The organism is Nocardiopsis sp. NPDC006139 (assembly GCF_040614155.1).
In the GTDB taxonomy this organism is placed as follows: domain Bacteria; phylum Actinomycetota; class Actinomycetes; order Streptosporangiales; family Streptosporangiaceae; genus Nocardiopsis; species Nocardiopsis changdeensis.
In genome coordinates this window covers 202,885-219,807 of record NZ_JBEXTT010000003.1, presented here as the reverse complement: position 1 = coordinate 219,807, position 16,923 = coordinate 202,885, and the positions used below count along the sequence as shown (strand labels likewise).

Genomic DNA, 16,923 nt, shown 5'->3' with positions numbered 1-16,923 from the left:
TTCAGGGCCGGATCAGCCGCACGAACCCGAGGAGCAGCAGCTGCTGGAACCGCAGCACGAGGTGGAGGTGCAGCTGCTGGAGCCGCTGGTCGCGCCGGTCTCGGGGACGGCGACGGCCTCGCGGACGCTCATGACCTCCATGTCGGAGAAGTCGAGGTCGGGCAGTTCGATGGAGGGGGAGTCCTGCATGGGGGAACCTTTCGTGGAAGAGAAAACGTCACCCGTTCGTCCACGCTTTGACCGGTCGACCGGACGCGGCTTTTCCCTATCGGGTCGGTGGGTCTTTCCTTGCGGAGAGACCGTCCCCGGGCAAGGGGGTGGCCGAAAACGGTCAACGGGTTTATCGCTTGTGCAGCGTGAATGCTCGACGGGGGGTTTGGGAGTCGTGGAACGGGGGATGTGGAAAGGTCGCTCCGCACGTGGAGCGCGATCCGTCGGTCACACACCGGGACCCGGTCCCGGCATGTCGGCGGTGGGCGGGGTCAGCCGCAGGAACCGCCGGAGCAGCAGCTGCTGGAGCCGCAGCAGGAGGTGGAGGTGCAGCTGCTGGAGCCGCTGGTCGCGCCGGTCTCGGGGACGGCGACGGCCTCGCGGACGCTCATGACCTCCATATCGTCGAAGTTCAGCTCGGGCAGGTCGATGTCCAGAGCCGTGGATTCGGGCATGGTGAGCCCCTTCGTTCGTTTCGTGCGCGGTCCCCCGGGCGGCACGAAAATAACATGCGTCGCGGAAAGCGGATAGGGGCCGTGTCGACCATTCTCCGTAGCGTGTCCTCGGGTTCGCGTTCCCGTAACAATGGAAAACGCCCGGGAGGGCGGTTCGGTATGGGGTCCCGAAAGGTCTGGAATTCCAAGGATTGTTTCCGGTGGGGTCCGCGGTGCTCAGCGGCGGTGTTCGGCGGGATCCGGGCGCACGGCTCCGGGCGCCGCCGGGCCCGCGCCCCGGTCGCCGTGCCGCCGGTCCGGGCCGGTCGGCGGGCGCGCCGCCAGGGCGCGGAAGAGGCGGAGGACGGCGGCGGACCCGCCCAGCCACAGGGCGAGGACGACCGGCAGGTTGAGGTCGTCCGTCCCCTCGAGGAGGGCGAGGGCCACCAGCAGCGCCGAGGAGGCCAGCGCGCACAGGAACGAGACCGGGTTCCGCAGCCGGAGGAAGGCGTACCAGAGCAGGAGGGGGGAGATCAGGCCCAGGGTCGCCAGGGAGACCAGGCCGGCCAGGGCCGGGCCGATCCACGCCCAGGCCGGGTCCGGGCCGGGGGGTCCGGGCCGCCGAACGGAGGAACCGTTGATGGCCATGGCCCCATGCTAGGCGCCGGACCCCCGGATCAGAAGGCCGTACCCGGCACCCGGGGTGTACGCCGGGGGGCCGTGTCCGGCGCCCGGTGTGCGGGGTGCGGCCGGGGGCGTGGGCCGAGGCGGGTGCCCGGGGAGTGCTGCCCGGCGCCCGGGGGCGCCGGGGCGTGCATCCTGGGGATCAGGCGTTCTTCCACTCCGGGGCGAGGACCGACCAGATCTCGGTGTCGCGGCGGCTGCCCCGGTACAGGAAGTTGCCGCGCATGACACCCTCCCGGGTCATGCCCAGGCGGCGCGCCACCGCGATGCTCGCCGTGTTCTCGGTGTCCACGTGCCACTCGACGCGGTGCACCCCGCGCTCCTCGAACGCCCAGCCGATGAGCACCCGGGCGGCCCGGGTCACGAGCCCGCGGCCGGAGGCGGCGGGCTCCAGCCAGCAGCCGGCCTCGGCGGTGCCCTGGGAGGTGTCCAGCTGCGGCAGCAGCACGCCGCCGACGAGCTCCCCGTCCAGCCGGATCCCGCAGATGCGCCCGGTGTCGGCGGCGGTCCTGTCCGCGTACCGCTGGAGGTAGGCGCGGCTCGACTCCAGGTCGGTGACCAGGTCGGGCAGGCCGACGTAACGGCCGATGAACTCCCGCCCCCGGTCGATGTGGTCCAGGAACTCCTGGGCGTGCCAGGGTTCGAGCGGGCGCAGCTCGGCGCCGTCTCCGAGGGGTGTGCTGTACATCGGGCTCCTCGTCCGAAACGGTCAGCGGTGATAGGGGGCGGGCATGGTCGGGGGACCGGGCCAACCCTACGCGGGTCATATGAGAGGTTCCTCCTGATTTTCGGGAGGAAAGCGACGGGAGGACGGGCCCCACCGCACGGGTGCGGGAGGCGCGTCCGCAGCCCGCGGCCGGCCGCTCCGGCGGCGCCCCGTCGGGGGGCGTTCCCAGGCCGTCGACCGCGATGGCGTGCGCGCTTCCCGGCGCGGGCGCCGTGGTGTACTGTCCGGGACGGCTCGGCGGCGCTGCGAGGACGGGACACGGGTATGCCAACGGCGGAGATCAACGGCCACTCACTCTTCTACCGGGAGTACGGGGAGCCGTCGGCCCCGCCCCTGGTCATGGTCCACGGCCTCCACGGCGAATCGGGTGATCTGGCCCCGGTGGCGGAACGCCTGGCGGAATCCTTCCGGGTCGTCACGCCCGACATGCTGGGGCACGGCGAATCGGCGCACCCCGAGGAGTTCGTCCTGGAGGACCAGGGGCACGCGCTCAACGGGCTGATCGCGTCGTTGGGGTACGGCTCGGCCGCCGTTCTGGGCCATTCCATGGGGTCGTACGTCGCCGCGCAGGCCGCCGTCCTGGAACCCGCGCGGGTGTCGAAGCTGGTGCTGGTCGCACCGAAGGCGCACGGGTTGACGTCGTCGTCGGCGGCGTACGCCGAGCGCATGGGGTTCGACCTCGCCGGCGCGTCGGCCCGGGACGCCCTGGAGTTCATGGCGGGGGCGCTCTGGTCGCCGGACACCTCGGACGACCGGCGCACGCAGATCCTGCTGAGCCTGGGCTCCGACCCGGCGTCCCCCGAGGAGAAGGCCGCGGTGGAACGGTCCCTGGCCGGGTTCGACCTGCGGCCCCGCCTGGGCGGGATCACCTCCCCGACCCTGGTGGTCTCCGGCAGCGGCGACGGGCTGAACACCCCGGAGATGGGCCGGGAGGTGGCGGTGTCGATCCCCGACTTCCAGTTCCGGGTCTACGAGCACTCCGGCCACATGCTGCCGTACGAGGAGACCGACCGCCTCGTCGCGGACGTGACGCACTTCGTCCTGGGCTGAGCCCCGGCCCGCCGGTCGCGGGCGACCGGCCGGGCGGGGCGCGGAACGTTGAGCGCCCTTCGGGCCGGGAAGGCGCCGGCCGCGGGGCCGGAACCGGACCCGCCCGGGTCCACCGCGCCACCCGCCCGGGGGACCGCCCGTGCCGCCCGGGGGATCCCCCGGGCGGCACGCGGGCGCGGGGCGGGCGGCGTGTCAGGCTCCGGGGTTCAGCGCGGCGGCGGCCGCGGCGAGGTCGGCGCCGTCGCGCGTGGTCAGGGCGTACAGGGCGTGCCCGATGGGGGAGGCGTCCCACAGGTGCCTCGCCTGTGCGATCAGGCCGGGGTGGACGCGGCCGCCCGCCTCCCCGTACGCGGACACGGCGGCCCGCAGCATCTCCTCGCCCGCGGCCCCGTACTGGGCGGCCAGGTCGCGGGCCGGGTCGTCCACGCGGGCCGTGGTCCAGTCCAGGACGCCGGTGATCGTGCCGTCCCCGTCGAACAGGACGTGGGCGGGGTAGATCTCGCCGTGCGTCATCACCGTGGACGGGGGCCAGCAGGTGTCGTCCTCGAGCCAGTCCTGCCAGGCCCCGGCCAGGGCGGGCGCGACGGTGAACTCCTCGCGCACCCGCGCGATGTCCTCCGCCCACGACCGGCGCACCTGCGCCGGCGTGCGCACCTCGACCCCGGCGGCCCCGGCCCGCTCGGGGGTGATGGAGTGCAGGCGCGCCAGCAGGCGGCCCAGCCGCTCGGCGTAGCCGGGGTCGGCCGGGTCCATGTGCCACTCCGGCTCCCCGCCGGACAGGGTCAGCCCGGGGGAGCCGGGCAGCGCCGGGTAGGCGACCAGGTCGGGCCCGCGCACCTGCCAGTCCGGCACGGCGACGCCTCCGGCCGCCAGGGCCGGGGCCACCAGGTCCAGGACGCGGGCCTCCGCGGCCATGCCCGCCGAGACGTCCGCGCGCCGCGGCACGCGCAGCACCCACCGCCGCCCCTCGGTGTCGTCGGCCATCACGACCCGGTAGTCCAGGCCCGCCTCGTTCACGTCCGCGGACTCCGGGCGCAGCTCCAGCCCGTGGGCGGCGGCCAGGGCGATGACATCGTCGATCGTGCTCATGGGACCACGCTCTCATCCGCGCGCACCCCGTTTCCACGTCCGCGCCGCCCGGTCGCGCAGCCGTCCACGGGCCGGGACGCCCGTGCCCGGGGGAGCCCGCCCTCAGCCCCGGAACCCGTAGCCGTTGCCCTCCGCGGTCATGATCAGGGTGAGGGCCCCGGACATCGCCCGGGAGGCGGCCCGGCGCTCCTCCAGGAGCCCGGGGGTGTCCGGCGGGGCCAGGCCCAGGGCCTTCGCCGCGGGGCGCGGGTCGTCCTCGTCGGGGTCGTCGGGGTCGAGGTCGCGGAACCGCTCGGCGGCGAGGAGTTCCAGCGCCTCGACCAGGTCGCGGCCCAGGACCCGGAACCCGCCCTCGGAGTCGGCGTACAGGACGGGGCGCCGGGGCCCCTCACCGCACAGGAAGTAGGTGCCGCCCGCCCCCTCGTAGGCGAACGGCTCCAGGCGCCGGCCGCCGATGAGGTGGACCTCCTCGACGTGGGGGTCGCCGCCCCCGTACTGCTCGTCGAGGTCGGTGTACACGTCGAACGCGGCCAGGTGGTCCTCGGTATCGGAGTCCTCTCGGGCGCGGCGGAGCAGTTCCGGTTCCTCGGCGGGGCCGGTGAGCCAGCTCGCGGCGGCCGCCGGATCGCCGATGTCGGCGGGCACGAGGCCGACGGTGCCGTCGGCGCCCACGACGACGCGCGCGGGGAGGCCGAGCACGGTCTCGGGCAGGTCGTACAGGGAGTGCGCGGAGTCCTCCGCGACGGGGGGCAGGCCGAGGTCGGCGGCCATCCGCGCCCAGCCGAGCCGCTCGGCGGCGCACCTGCGCTGGTCGGGCACGCCGAAGCCGCGCACGGCCCCGGCGCCGAGCTCCGCGTCGGCCCGGGCCTGGATCTCGGCGTCGGAGGCACCGGCGATGTCCGCGGCGGACCAGCCGGGGGAGATGAGGCTCGGCGGGACGAGGTGGGCGTGCCAGGCGTGCACCGAGAAGCCGTCCCCGAAGCGGACGGCGGGGCCGTGGGGGTGGTGGAGGCGGCCGCGGGCGTCGGTGTGGACCTCCACCGGGGGCGGGGTGAGGACCGCGACGTGCTCGAACGCCCACCACCAGCCCACCGCCGGGGCCAGGGCCGCCAGGGCGTCCAGCCCCTCGGCGTCGGCGTCCGCGGCGAGGTCGCGCAGCAGGAGCGAGGCCAGCACCGGGGCGGGGGCGACGGGCGTCCGGGCCTGCTGCTGGAGCGTCCGCCAGTGCCCGTCGGAGGCCGCCGGTCCGTCCGTGGCGGGGACGGGGAGTCCCAGGTCCCGGGAGAGCGCGGCACGGGTGTCGGCGAGGACCCGGTCGGAGAGGGCCGGGTCGGCGGGCTCGGCCGCCCGGGTGCGGAACTGCTCGCCGACCCAGTAGGAGTTCCAGGCCGGGGCCGGGACCAGCGCCTCCGCGGCCGTGAGGGCTCCGGATACGAGGTCCTGCGGCAGGTCCGGCTCCCAGAGCCGTTGCAGGAGGCCGTGGTCGGTGAGCGGGTCCGGGGTCGCCAGGGGCGCGCCGGCCCGGTCCCGCAGCGCCGCGTCGGACCTGAGGATGTGGACGGCGAGCAGCCCGGCGAGCGGGGACGCGCACCGGACGACGGCGGGCGGTGCCGCCCCCCGGCTCCGGTAGAGGTCGCCCACGGCGCGTTCCGCCGCGCCCGGGTCGGGATCGGCCGCGCGCTCCCGCCACCGCGCGGCCAGCCCCTCCAGGGTGCGGTGCTGCTCGTCGGTCAGTCCGTTCGCGGGCACGGTCACTCCTCGCATGGTCGGTGCCCTGTGTGACGGGCGGTGCCGCCCCCCGGTTCCGGACACGGCCACTCCGCCCCCGGCCTCGGCCGAAGCCCCCGGCGCGGGCCGGTCACCGTCGTGCGGACGGACCCGGGGGGCTCAGGGGGTGTGGGGTTCCGGGGTGGCAGGGGCCGGGCGGCGGGGGCGCACCAGCTGGGCGAGCAGGGCCAGCACCGGCAGCTCCACCAGCGGGCCGGCCACCAGGGCGACCGCGATCAGGGGCCGCTCGGGGAAGGCCGCGACCGCGATCGCCAGCGCGATGGGCGAGTTGCGGGCCGTGACGGTCATGGTCAGCGTGATCGCCCGGTCGGCCGACAGGCGCAGCACCCGGGACAGGCCCGTGGCGATCAGCGGCAGCGTCACGAAGAAGACCACCAGCGGGGGCAGCAGTGCGAGCAGGTCGGCGCCGTGCTCCAGGACCGTGCGCGACTGCCAGGCGAACATCGCGAACACGGCCGCGTACAGCAGCGGCAGCACCAGGTGCGAGGCCGGGCCGGTGACGCGGCGCTCGCGCCAGGCGGTTCCCCCGAACCGGGCCGAGGCCCACCGCAGCAGCATCGCCAGCGTCAGCGGGACCACGAGGACGAGCAGGACCGACTCGGCCAGTGTGGCGCCGTCGACCATGGCGGCCCGCCCGCCCAGCAGCAGCACGTACACCGGCAGCAGGAGCAGCTGGAGGACGAGGTTGACCGGCAGCAGGGCCGCGGCGATGCCGGTGTGCCCGCGCGCCATGGCGGTGAAGACCAGGTACCAGTCCGTGCACGGGGTCACCAGGAGCAGCAGCAGGCCGATGCGCAGGTCCGGCTCGCCGCCCAGCAGGCCCGCGCCCAGTGCCCAGGCCAGGGCCGGGGTGAACACGAAGTTGAGCACCAGACCGGCGGCGACCAGGGTCTTGGCGTGGCGGACCTCGCCCACGTGGGCGGCGTCCATCTGCACGAACACCGCGGTGAGCATCACCAGCAGGGCGGGCAGCACCGCGTGCCCGGCGACCGGGCCGACGGGCGGCAGCAGGCCCGCGGCCAGGCCCGCCAGGGCGGCCAGGGCCACGAACAGGCTCTGGAGGCGTTCGGCCGTGGACACCGGGTCAGCCCTCCTCGGCGGAACCGGGCCCCAGGGCGCGCTCGTCGTAGAGGCGGTATCCGGCCGGGGAGCGCTGCGCCGGGAGCAGCCCCCTCTCCCCGTAGTAGCGGAGGGTGGTGGCCGACACGCCGGAGCGTTCGGCCAGTTCGGAGACCCGCATCAACACCATGCGCACACGGTAGGCCTTCGAGCCGACTCGAAGGTCAAGCCGCCGGACGCGGAACGCGTTCAGGGCGTCCGGCCGTGCGCGCGGGCGAGGTAGTCGGTGAGGGGGACCGGGCGGCCGCGGGGGTGGTGGGGCGGTCTCAGTCGAAGACCTCCACCGGGCACCGGGCCGCCCCGCTGCGGGCTATCCGGGCGTCGCTGGTGACCAGCGGTGCCCCCAGGGCCTCGGCCAACGCCACGTAGGTGGCGTCGTAGGCCGACAGGTTGGCGCGGAGCACCTTGACACGGGGCCACAGCGGGAGGGTGCCGTAGCGGTCGATCGGCAGGCGGTCGTAGGCGGCCATCGCCGTGTCCGCTTGGTCGGACGTGATCTTCCCACCGCGCGCCAAGCCGAGCAGCGCCGACATGATCTCGGTGTCGAGGAGGTACGGGGCGCACAGCACCTCGGCCTTCGACACCCGTGCGGCCACGGCCGAGCCCACGGGCCCCGCCACCACCAGCATCTCGACGAGCGCCGAGTTGTCGATGACGATCAACGCCCGGCCCGCTCCCGGTCGATGGCGTCCAGGACGTCGGAGACGGTGACGTCGGCCTGGGCGGTGCGGCGGGCCGCCTCCACGGCGTCGGCCAGGGCGGGCTTGGAGACCTCACGGGTCAGCACGGCGCGGGCGTAGGCCTGGAGGGACTGGCCGGCCCTGGCGGCTCGGACCTTCATCTCTCTGACGACGTCTTCCGGCATGTCTCGGATGGTGAGCGCAGTCATGAAAGCATTCTAGCTGCGTTGAAGGCATCGTGCATTCAACTTCGCGCGCGGGCGAGGTAGTCGGTGAGGGGGACCGGGCGGCCGCGGGGGTGGTGGCGGGCGTGGAAGGCGTACTCGCCGGTAGGCGTCGGGACGACCACCGCGCGGACCTCGGCGGAGGGCGCCACGACCGCGTCCAGGGCGCCGACCTCGGGGTACGCGACGAACGCGCAGGGCGTGGCCCGGCCGCCCCGGCGGAGCAGCACGACCGCGCCGTCCTCCCGGACCGCCTCGGCCCCGTGCAGGGCCTCCACGGTCCAGGCGCAGCCGCCCGAGCGGGGCAGGTACTCCCCGGCCATGCGGGCGACCACCTCGCCCACCCGTGTGTCGTCGGGCAGCTCCCACACCCGGGCGTGGGGTTCCACGTCGTCCCCCATCGACACGGAGTCCCGGTCCACGACCACTTTCATGCGCCGCCTCCCCGTTCGCCGTGTTCCCCCGGTGCGCCGCGGGGCCGGGCGCGTGCCCGGCCCCGCGGCCGTGTCCCCAGACCGGGTCAGCCCCGGTCCAGGGCGCTGCCGATCTCGCCGACGCGGTCGGCGAGCAGCCCGATCGCGCCGATCGCCCGCGTCACCGGGTCGTCCTCGGCCCCGCCCAGGGCGCGGGAGCGGCGGAACGCCGCCTTGACCTCCGCCCAGCGGGCCTTCTGCTCCGGGGTCATGGTCCCCCGCAGCTCGGCCAGCTTGAGCAGGTTGGCCTCCGCCCCCGAGGTCAGCGTCTGCGCCTCGCCCAGGTAGTGGTCGTCGATGACGGCCTCCACCTCGGCGTCGTTCATCACCGGCACGATCTTCTCCGCCAGCCGGTTCATGTTCCGGTACGACCCCTGGAGGCGGAACGGCGGCTCGGTGCGGGCGTCCTCGGACTGGGCCGCGGAGGCGATGTACGCCTGGTTGTTGGCCAGCACCACCTCCTGGACGCGCAGCAGCTTGCGCAGCACCGACACGATCCGCTCGACCTCGACCGCCGAGTACGGGTGGCTCATCCGGTCGACGGTCACCGACTCGTCCCCCTGCGCCATGCGCACGAACCGGTAGACGTCCTCCCGGTCCCGGGTGGACAGCGGCGCCAGCGTCGGGTTGGAGGTGAGGGCGTTCTCGATGTAGCTCAGCGAGAACAGCTCCTCCTTGCCCGACAGCACGTCGCCCAGGTTGTACACGTCGGCGCGGTTGGCCAGCATGTCCGGGATCCGGAACCGCTTGCCCTGCTCGGTGTACGGGTTGCCGGCCATGCAGACCGCGAACCGCTTGCCGCGCAGGTCGTAGGTGCGGGTCCGCCCGTTCCAGACGCCCTCCATCCTGCGCTGCCCGTCGCACAGCGAGATGAACTTCTGGAGCAGCTCCGGGTCGGTGTGCTGGATGTCGTCCAGGTACAGCATCGTGTTGTTGCCCATCTCCAGGGCGAAGGAGATCTTCTCGACCTCCTGCCGGGAGGTGGCGTCGGGCGCCTCCGCCGGGTCCAGGGAGGTGACCCCGTGCCCCAGGGCGGGCCCGTTGACCTTGACGAACACCAGCCCCAGCCGGCTGGCCACGTACTCCATGAGCGTGGTCTTGCCGTAGCCCGGAGGGGAGATGAGCAGCAGCAGGCCGCTCTGGTCGGTGCGCTTGTCGTCGCCCGCGGCGCCCAGCTGCTTGGCGAGGTTGTCCCCGATCAGCGGCAGGTACGCCTCGTCCAGCAGCCGGTTGCGGACGAACCCGCTCATCACCTTGGGCTTGTACTCCTCCAGCCGCAGCCGGTCGCGCTCGGCGGCCACCAGGGCGTTGCGCCGCTTCTGGAAGTCCCGGTAGGCGGGCACCTCCTCCAGCCGGAACCGGCGGGTGCGCGGCAGGATCTCGTCGAGCCGCACGTCCAGGGAGCGGTCCCGGATCCGGGGGTGCGAGCCGAGCAGGCCGGTGACGGTCTCGTGCACCGCCGCGGAGGACTCGTACCGGTCCACCCCGGCGAGCGCGATCGCCGCCGCCTCGGGCAGGTCGCCGGGGTCGACGTCGTCGCGGGTGGCCGCGTACGCCTCCAGCCACGCGCCGACCAGCTGGTGCCGGGCGGCCAGGTCGTCGCCGAGCCCGCGCAGGTCCTCCTCGAAGGACTTGCGGGTGGTCTCCCGGGTGCTGCCCAGCGCCCGGGAGAACCGGTCCAGCAGTGTGCGCGCCCCCGAACCGGACACGAAGCCGCGCTCGGCGGGGCCGTCGGCGGCCAGCTCCTCGAACAGGTAGTCGCCGACCAGGTCCAGGTCGGCGTCCTGGTACAGCCCCGTGTCGGTGAGGAACGCGTCCACGGCCCCGGCCAGCTCGGTGCGCAGCGCGTCGGCGGCGGTCGAGCGCCGGGCCCCGAACACCGCGCGGGCGCGGGCCAGCGACGCCGCCCGGGTCGCCCAGGAGGTCCGCCGGCCCTGGTCGGCGCCGAACGCCCAGAACAGCTGGGCGACCGCGCGCGTGCGCCCCGGGTAGCGCAGCAGCCCGGCGCCGGCGCGCAGGCGCAGCAGGGACGACAGGATCTTCGCGGCGTCGTGGTCGTGCACGCCCCGCTCGTAGCCCTCGTCGTAGCGGGACTCGGCCGCCTCGCGGACCAGGGCCGGGAGCGAGGACCCGTTCTCGGGGTGCAGTTCGGCCTCGTGCAGCCGGGCCAGCCCGTCCGCGCTCTCCTCGGCCGCCGCCAGGATCGACGTGGCCAGGTACTCGGCCCGGTACACCTCGGGGCTCTCCGACACCAGCAGCCGGTCCCACAGGTGCCGGGTCCGCGCGAACTCCGGGTCGGTCACCGGCTCCCGGAAGTCGGTGCCGGTGACCGCCACCGCCATCTCCCCCTGGAAGGGGGTGAGGGTGAGGTCGATCGGCTGGGAGTTGATCGCGAACCGGTGCCTGCCCAGCCGGATGGTGTCGCCGTCGTACAGGTCGGTGCGGTCCCGGAGGGACCGCCCCGCCTCCTGGCGGGCGGCGAGGATGCGGCCCTGGAGCTCCTCGGCGCGCACGGTGTCGCCGAGTTCGCGCATCTCGTCGGCGGTGCGGCGCAGCCGCGCCACCATCGCGTCGGAGGCGAAGTAGGTGTTGACGTCCTCCAGGGTGGACAGCGACGCCACCCTGCGGTGCACGCCCTCCAGCACGCGTTCGGCGGAGGCCGCCAGCCGGTCGGCGCGGCGGGCCCGCTCGTCCACCAGCGACTGCTTGCGGGTGGAGAACGCCTCGTACACGTCCTCGCGCTTGTCCGAGAGCTCCCCGAGGAAGTCCTCGAACTCGGCGAACCGCGACTCCAGGTTCTCCAGCTGGAGCATGATCCGCCCCAGCTGCTCGTCGCAGCGCTCGGGGGTGTCGGCGGCCGCCAGCGCCCCCGTGACGGCCTGCCCGAGCAGCGCGAACTCGGCCGCGAACTCGGCCCGGCCCTCCAGGGCCAGCAGCTCCTTGCGGCGGGCCTCCAGGGTGGCGCGGGCCCGGTTGATCCCGGCCAGCACCTCGCTGATCCGCTCCAGGATGCGGGTGCGCACCTGGGCGTCGCCGATCTCCAGCGACCCGATGACCTCGGTGACCGTCTGGAGCCCCTCGGTCTGCGCGGCGATCCGCTCGCCCACGGCGGTGGCGGCGCTGACCGCTTCGAGGGTCTCGGCCTCCTCCACCAGCCGCTCCACATCGGAGTGGTAGCCGGCGAAGGCGTCCTCCTGCTCCAGGAACGCCACGGTGCGGCGGCCCACGGAGCCGATCTCCTCCTCCAGGGACCGGTCCAGCCCGGCGAGCAGGTCGGCGTCCACGTAGCGCATCTCGCCCAGCGTGGCCGCCTGCCCCTGGGCGCGGCGCAGCTCGGTGAGCCGGGTGATCCAGCCCTCCGCGGACCGGGGGGCCTCCCCCCGGGAGGTGCGGATGAGCGCCGTCGCCCTCTCCTGCGCCGCGGCCAGCGCCTCGGCGGCCTGGGCGGTGAGCGCCTGGACGGTCTCGAACTCCTCCAGCACCCGCTCGGCGGTGGCGCGCACCTGGGCGAGGGGGGCGGCCAGGTCGCCCAGCTCCTCCTCGCCCAGCCAGTGGAACCGGTCCGACACCCGGCGGCAGGCGGCGATGAGCGCCTCGAACACCTCGGTGGAGGGGCTCATGTCCTGGGCCATCCGCGCCACGGACAAGCAGTCCGACACGCCCCGCACCAGCTCGGCGTTGCCGATCCGCTCCAGCGGGCCGCTGCCCACGGGCTGGGCGGCGGCGTACTCGTCGGACACGAACGGGGTCTGCCACACCTGCATGGGGTGGACCCGGGTGGGCTCGCCCGACGTCTCCCGGAACACCGTCATGGTGCCGTCGTCGAACAGCGAGTACCCGTGGCAGACGATCGGGTTGGCGACCTCCTTGCGGATGGTGTTGTACGGCAGCAGCAGGCTGCGGCCGTCCGCCCGCGAGTGGAAGACGTACAGCACGTCCTCGCCGTTGGGCGAGCGCACCACCCGCTCGAACTCCAGGTCGGTGACGTCGGTGTCGAACGTCCGCGCCACGCCGGTGGACAGGTAGTAGCCGCCGGGGAAGATCAGGCCCTGGTCGTCGGGAAGGCGCTGGCAGGACTGCCCGATCCCGTCGAGGCGCAGGACGTCCTTGGTGTGCCGGTTGAAGACCAGGTGCCGCCACACGGTCTCGTTGTAGGGCCGGATCCGCAGCAGGATGAGCGGCCCCACCTCGGCGTGGAACACCGAGGCGTCGGCCAGGCTCTGCAGCGCCTCGTCCACGGGCTCGCTGTAGACGCCCTCGCCGACCTCGGTGTTGTTCTCGATCTTGATGGTGAGGTCGCCGCCGACCGTCTCCACGAACAGCTCGTCGAGGATCGAGATGTGCGGGTGGCGGCCCAGGACGTGGTCCTCGCGGGTGGCCTCCACCCACGAGAACTCGTGCGAGGGCGGGAAGACGTGGTCGCGTTCGCCGCGCTCGTCGAGGTAGGCGATCTCGCCGGTGGGCGCGACCGTCCACCGCAGCACCCGCACGTCCTCCGTCTGCGGGCCGATCTGGAACACGGCCAGCAGCCGGTCCTCGACCTTGCGCAGCTGGAGGAGGCGGGCGTCGCGGTAGTAGCGGTAGAGCTGACCGAAGTCCTGCCGGAACCGCGCGTCCTCCAGCAGACCCGGAAGGGTCCCGGCGGGCGCGTCGGCGAAGGAGAACCCGTCGCCGTCGTGCTCGTAGCGGTGCAGCGAGAACACGTCGGAGACGTGCGTCTCCCGCTGCATGCCGATGAAGACGTTGTAGCCGAACAGGATGGTGTCACCGGTGCCGCCCCCGACGGAGCCGCCCACGCTGACGATGTCCCGCGGCGTGCAGTTGTGCTCGGTGCGGATCCGCTCGGTGCCGAGCAGGGTCAGCTCGGTGCCGCCGAACACCTCCAGCCGGCGGGTGTTCAGTTCCTCTGTACGGCGGGCCAGCTCACCGGTCTGCTCGCGGAGCCGGGCGCGGAGCACCTCGTAGGTGCCCGCGTCCAGCTCCTGCTCGTCGACGGTGTCCGGCCCGGGGCCTGCGGTCTCGGGGGCCTCGGTCACGGACGGCTACCTCACTGCTTCACGGCGTTGGCGGGGGCGAGCGCGGTCACCGGCAGCTGGTCCAGGCCCATGGAGCGGGCCGTGGACAGCAGGCCGTTGAGCTTGCCGTTGTCGCCCTGGCCGCCGTTGATGAGCTGGAGCAGCAGGGCGGACACGGTGAGGTTCTTGACGTCCTCGGTGTCCAGCGACGACACGACCTTCTTGATGTCGCGGACGAAGTCGCCCTCGCCGTTCAGCCAGCTGCCGCCCAGCGCCTGCATCGTCTCGGAGCTGCCGACGAAGCCGTCCACGGCCTTGCCCAGGCCGATGGAGTTGACCATGCGGTCGAAGAAGGCGCCGTCGCCGCCGACGATGTTGATGTCGGCGTTCTCCAGGCCGGTGGCCAGCACGGTGGCCTGGGCCTCCGCGACCTGGCGGTGGACGTCGATCCCGGCCAGGCGGACCTCCTTCTCGGCCTCCAGGCGCAGGCGGTACTCCTCGTGCTCGCGGCTGACCTGGTCCAGGGCGGCCATGGCCCCGGCCTTGTCGGTGAGGCCCGCGGCCTCGGCGCGCAGCTTGGCCTCGATGCCCTCGGCCTCGGCGAGCATCTTCGCCTGGACGGCCCTGGCCTCGGCCTCGGCCTTGAGGCGGGAGACCTCGGCCTCGGCGGTGCCGACCTTCTCGATGGCCGCGGCGTCCTGCTCGCGGACCTGGACGTCGGCCAGGCCCTGGGCGGCGGCCTCGGCCTGGATGCCCTCGGCGAGGCGGATCTTGGCGCGGGTGTCGAGCTCGGCGGCCTGCTGGCGGGCCTCGGCGAGGGTCAGCTCCTCGGCGGCCCTGTGCTTGGCCGCGGCCTCGGCGGCCTCGGCGGCCTTGATGTCCTTGACCAGGCGCTCCTGGGCCTCGGCCTCGGCGTGGATGATGATGGCCTGGCGCTGGCGCTCGGCCTCCTCGACCGCGCGCAGGCGCTTGATGGCCTCCTCCTGCTCGGCGACGGTGCGGTCCACGGCGACCCGCTCGCGGATGACGTCGGCGACCTCGCGCTTCTCGGCCTCGACCTCCTTGTCCTTGGAGATCCGGCTCAGCTCGGTCTCGCGCTCGCGGCCGATGACCTCCAGCATGCGGTCCTTCTCGATCCGCTCGGTCTCGATGGCGATGACGCGCTCGCGGTTCTTCTCGGCGACCGCGATCTCGCGCTGCTGGTTCTGGTGCTGGACGCCCAGCGCCTCGGAGGTGCGGATGTTGGCGGTCTCGGCCTTGAGGCGCTCCTCGGCCTGCACGCGGGCCGTCTCGGCCTCCTCGCGGGCCTTGATGATCTCGATCTCCCGCTTGGCCTTGGCCGCCGCCTCCTCGCGCCGCTTCTCCAGCTCGGCGAGGGTCTCGGAGGTCTCGGTGTTCTGGCGGTCGATCTCCTTCCTGCGGTCGTTCTCGAAGGCGTTGGTGCGCTTGTGCTCGGTGGCGGTGCGCTCGGTGATCTTCGAGATGCCCTGCGCGTCGAGGATGTTGTTGGCGTCGTGCTGGTGCAGCGGGGTCTGCTCCAGGTAGTCGATCGCCACGTCTTCCAGCACGTAGCCGTTGAGGTCCTGGCCGATGACCTCGACGATCTGCTGGCGGAACTCCTCGCGCTGGGTGAACAGCTCCTCGAAGTCGAACCGCTTGCCGACGGTCTTGAGGGCCTCGGCGAACTTGGCGTTGAACAGCTCCTGGAGGGTCTCGGGGTTGCTGGCCCGCTCGGTGCCTATGGCCTTGGCGACCCGCTTGACGTCCTCCTCGGTCTCGTTGACCCGGATGAAGAACTTCACGCTGATGTCGGCGCGGATGTTGTCCTTGCAGGTGAGGCCGTCGCGGCCGCGGCGGTCCAGGTCCAGGGTCTTGACCGAGATGTCCATGTACTCGGCCTTGTGCAGGACCGGCAGGATCACCGCACCGGTGAAGGTGACGTGGACGTCGCGCGTCTTGGAGATGATCAGCGCTTCACCCTGCTTGACCTTCTTGAACATCTTCAGGATGGAGACGATCAGGAGGAGCAGGACGAGGAGGGCGACGGCCAGGGAGATGCCGACGGTGAGGAACGCCGCGTCGGCGGCCTCTCCGGTGGATGGGGCGCTCAGCAACACGTATGGGGGCCTTTCTGCGATTGACCGTGCGGGGTCGAGTGGCCGTGCGGGGGCGGCGCGGGCGGGGGTGCGGGGCCCGGACGCTCCCGGGAGGGGGCTCGTGGAATGGGACGCGGGCCCCCGGCCGGTGGTTCCGTTCCCTGGGGGAAAGACTCGTGTCCGAGGGGCTCGTGCACGAGCCGGTGGCCGGAGGACCTGGGGGAGCCGGCGGGCACGGGCCCGCCCGGGTCGGCTCCGGCCGGGGCAGGCCGTGGCCGGGGTCAGCCCTGACCGGGGTCCAGGGCCGGGTCGAAGCGGGTGACCAGGAAGACGTCCCGGTCGTCGCTGTGGTCGAAGATCAGGGCGGTGCTCCCCGACGGCAGCACCTCGCCGCCGATGGTGCGCACCGGGATGGTGATGGAGGCCCCGCCCGCGGTGGTGATCTCCGCGTGGCCGAAGCCCTCGTTCGCCGAGCCGATCCGGATCACGCAGGTGCGGCCGACCAGTTCGTGCTTGGAGGACCCCTTGCCCTTGGGCAGGAACCGCTGCACGGCCATGACCGCGCCGCTGGTGAACGCCCACGCCGCCACGACGGCGATGACGAGGACGACCGCTCCGAGCGCCCAGAGCAGGGCGCCGTCGGGGGTGAGGAGACTGGTCACGATCCCGCCCATCATGCTCACGAACCAGGCGGAGAGCACCAGCACGGTGATCTCCACGGTCACCGGGGCCCTGCCCAGCCCCACCCGCCCCATGACCGCGCTCGCGCCCGCGGGGTCGCCGTCGGAGTCCGCGGAGTCGAGGACGTCGGTGTCGGCCAGGCCGACCGCGACCACGATCCAGTAGAGGACGATCACGAGGAGCATGGGGGTGAACAGTACGGTCGGGAAGCCGAAAGCCGTGCTGAGGAACAGCCCCACGCGGATCACGCCCCTTCGCGTCCATCCCGGTCCCCGGCGGCGCACGGGGGATGGTGGCCGTCAGGACGGGGACCGTGCCCGGAACTTTACCCAACGTCCCAGTTGAACGCGGTCCGGGGGGCCGGGGAACGTGGCCGGAACCGGCCACCGCCGCGCGGATTTCCGCGACGCGCGCACGGGCACCGGGGTTTACGGCGCAGTATTTCCGCACAGTGAATTCTTCGAGGTCATCGGGTGTCGTTTTCCCGGAACGCCCGGCCCGGCATTCCCCGGAACGCCCCCGCCGACAGGCGGATATCACATTGAGCTACGGTGCGGCATTCAAAGGTATTCGGATCCCGGCGCGGCGGAGGACTGTGGCGCTTCCCGAAGGCCTCATTTAGGATCTGCTGCACCGCACAAGCGCGCCTACGG

Annotated in this window: 15 protein-coding genes; 1 reads left to right on the top strand and 14 read right to left on the bottom strand. The window is 73.4% G+C overall.

What is annotated here, in order from left to right; all coding sequences use genetic code 11:
- Positions 1 to 12: 12 nt before the first annotated feature.
- The 4 genes from ABZ249_RS05400 to ABZ249_RS05385 form a co-directional block, all read right to left on the bottom strand.
- The gene (locus ABZ249_RS05400) at positions 13 to 189 is read right to left on the bottom strand and encodes a thiazolylpeptide-type bacteriocin (protein WP_073380607.1); all 177 of its coding nucleotides are present in this window, start codon (positions 187 to 189) and stop codon (positions 13 to 15) included.
- 293 nt (positions 190 to 482) lie between these two features.
- The gene (locus ABZ249_RS05395) at positions 483 to 665 is read right to left on the bottom strand and encodes a thiazolylpeptide-type bacteriocin (RefSeq protein WP_220564355.1); all 183 of its coding nucleotides are present in this window, start codon (positions 663 to 665) and stop codon (positions 483 to 485) included.
- A 216-nt stretch (positions 666 to 881) separates the two neighbouring features.
- Entirely contained in the window at positions 882 to 1,292 is a 411-nt protein-coding gene (locus ABZ249_RS05390) for a hypothetical protein (RefSeq protein ID WP_355257613.1), read from the bottom strand.
- Positions 1,293 to 1,470: 178 nt separating this feature from the next.
- A complete protein-coding gene (locus tag ABZ249_RS05385) occupies positions 1,471 to 2,016 on the bottom strand; it encodes a GNAT family protein (RefSeq protein ID WP_355257610.1) in 546 nt (181 codons plus the stop codon).
- Between the two features lie 303 nt (positions 2,017 to 2,319).
- Here ABZ249_RS05385 and ABZ249_RS05380 point away from each other — a divergent pair, with 303 nt between their 5' ends.
- Positions 2,320 to 3,105, top strand: a complete 786-nt coding sequence (locus ABZ249_RS05380; RefSeq protein ID WP_355257607.1) for an alpha/beta hydrolase — start codon at positions 2,320 to 2,322, stop codon at positions 3,103 to 3,105.
- A 192-nt stretch (positions 3,106 to 3,297) separates the two neighbouring features.
- Here the strand turns inward: ABZ249_RS05380 and ABZ249_RS05375 are convergent, their stop codons facing one another.
- From ABZ249_RS05375 to ABZ249_RS05330, 10 genes are all read right to left on the bottom strand, one after another.
- Positions 3,298 to 4,194: a macrolide 2'-phosphotransferase gene (locus ABZ249_RS05375; protein WP_355257604.1), complete on the bottom strand. Its 897-nt coding sequence runs from the start codon at positions 4,192 to 4,194 to the stop codon at positions 3,298 to 3,300.
- A 102-nt stretch (positions 4,195 to 4,296) separates the two neighbouring features.
- Complete coding sequence (locus ABZ249_RS05370) at positions 4,297 to 5,943, bottom strand: DUF6745 domain-containing protein (RefSeq protein ID WP_355257601.1); 1,647 nt, start codon at positions 5,941 to 5,943, stop codon at positions 4,297 to 4,299.
- A gap of 138 nt (positions 5,944 to 6,081) precedes the next feature.
- Positions 6,082 to 7,062 carry a bile acid:sodium symporter gene (locus ABZ249_RS05365; RefSeq protein ID WP_355257598.1) on the bottom strand — a complete coding sequence of 327 codons (981 nt, stop codon included), beginning with the start codon at positions 7,060 to 7,062 and terminating at the stop codon, positions 6,082 to 6,084.
- Positions 7,063 to 7,066: 4 nt separating this feature from the next.
- Positions 7,067 to 7,231, bottom strand: a complete 165-nt coding sequence (locus tag ABZ249_RS05360) for a MerR family DNA-binding transcriptional regulator (RefSeq protein ID WP_355257595.1) — start codon at positions 7,229 to 7,231, stop codon at positions 7,067 to 7,069.
- A 136-nt stretch (positions 7,232 to 7,367) separates the two neighbouring features.
- Positions 7,368 to 7,763, bottom strand: a complete 396-nt coding sequence (locus ABZ249_RS05355; RefSeq protein ID WP_355257592.1) for a type II toxin-antitoxin system VapC family toxin — start codon at positions 7,761 to 7,763, stop codon at positions 7,368 to 7,370.
- Positions 7,760 to 7,990 carry an antitoxin gene (locus ABZ249_RS05350; RefSeq protein WP_355257589.1) on the bottom strand — a complete coding sequence of 77 codons (231 nt, stop codon included), beginning with the start codon at positions 7,988 to 7,990 and terminating at the stop codon, positions 7,760 to 7,762. Before ABZ249_RS05350 ends, ABZ249_RS05355 begins: the two co-directional genes overlap by 4 nt.
- Before the next feature lie 35 nt (positions 7,991 to 8,025).
- Positions 8,026 to 8,439: a hypothetical protein gene (locus ABZ249_RS05345; protein WP_355257586.1), complete on the bottom strand. Its 414-nt coding sequence runs from the start codon at positions 8,437 to 8,439 to the stop codon at positions 8,026 to 8,028.
- Between the two features lie 86 nt (positions 8,440 to 8,525).
- Positions 8,526 to 13,514, bottom strand: coding sequence for a DNA repair ATPase (locus tag ABZ249_RS05340; RefSeq protein WP_355257583.1), 4,989 nt, complete (start codon positions 13,512 to 13,514; stop codon positions 8,526 to 8,528).
- A gap of 11 nt (positions 13,515 to 13,525) precedes the next feature.
- Entirely contained in the window at positions 13,526 to 15,610 is a 2,085-nt protein-coding gene (locus tag ABZ249_RS05335) for a flotillin family protein (protein ID WP_355257580.1), read from the bottom strand.
- Positions 15,611 to 15,870: 260 nt separating this feature from the next.
- A complete protein-coding gene (locus ABZ249_RS05330) occupies positions 15,871 to 16,509 on the bottom strand; it encodes a DUF1449 domain-containing protein (protein WP_355257939.1) in 639 nt (212 codons plus the stop codon).
- Between the last annotated feature and the right edge of the window lie 414 nt (positions 16,510 to 16,923).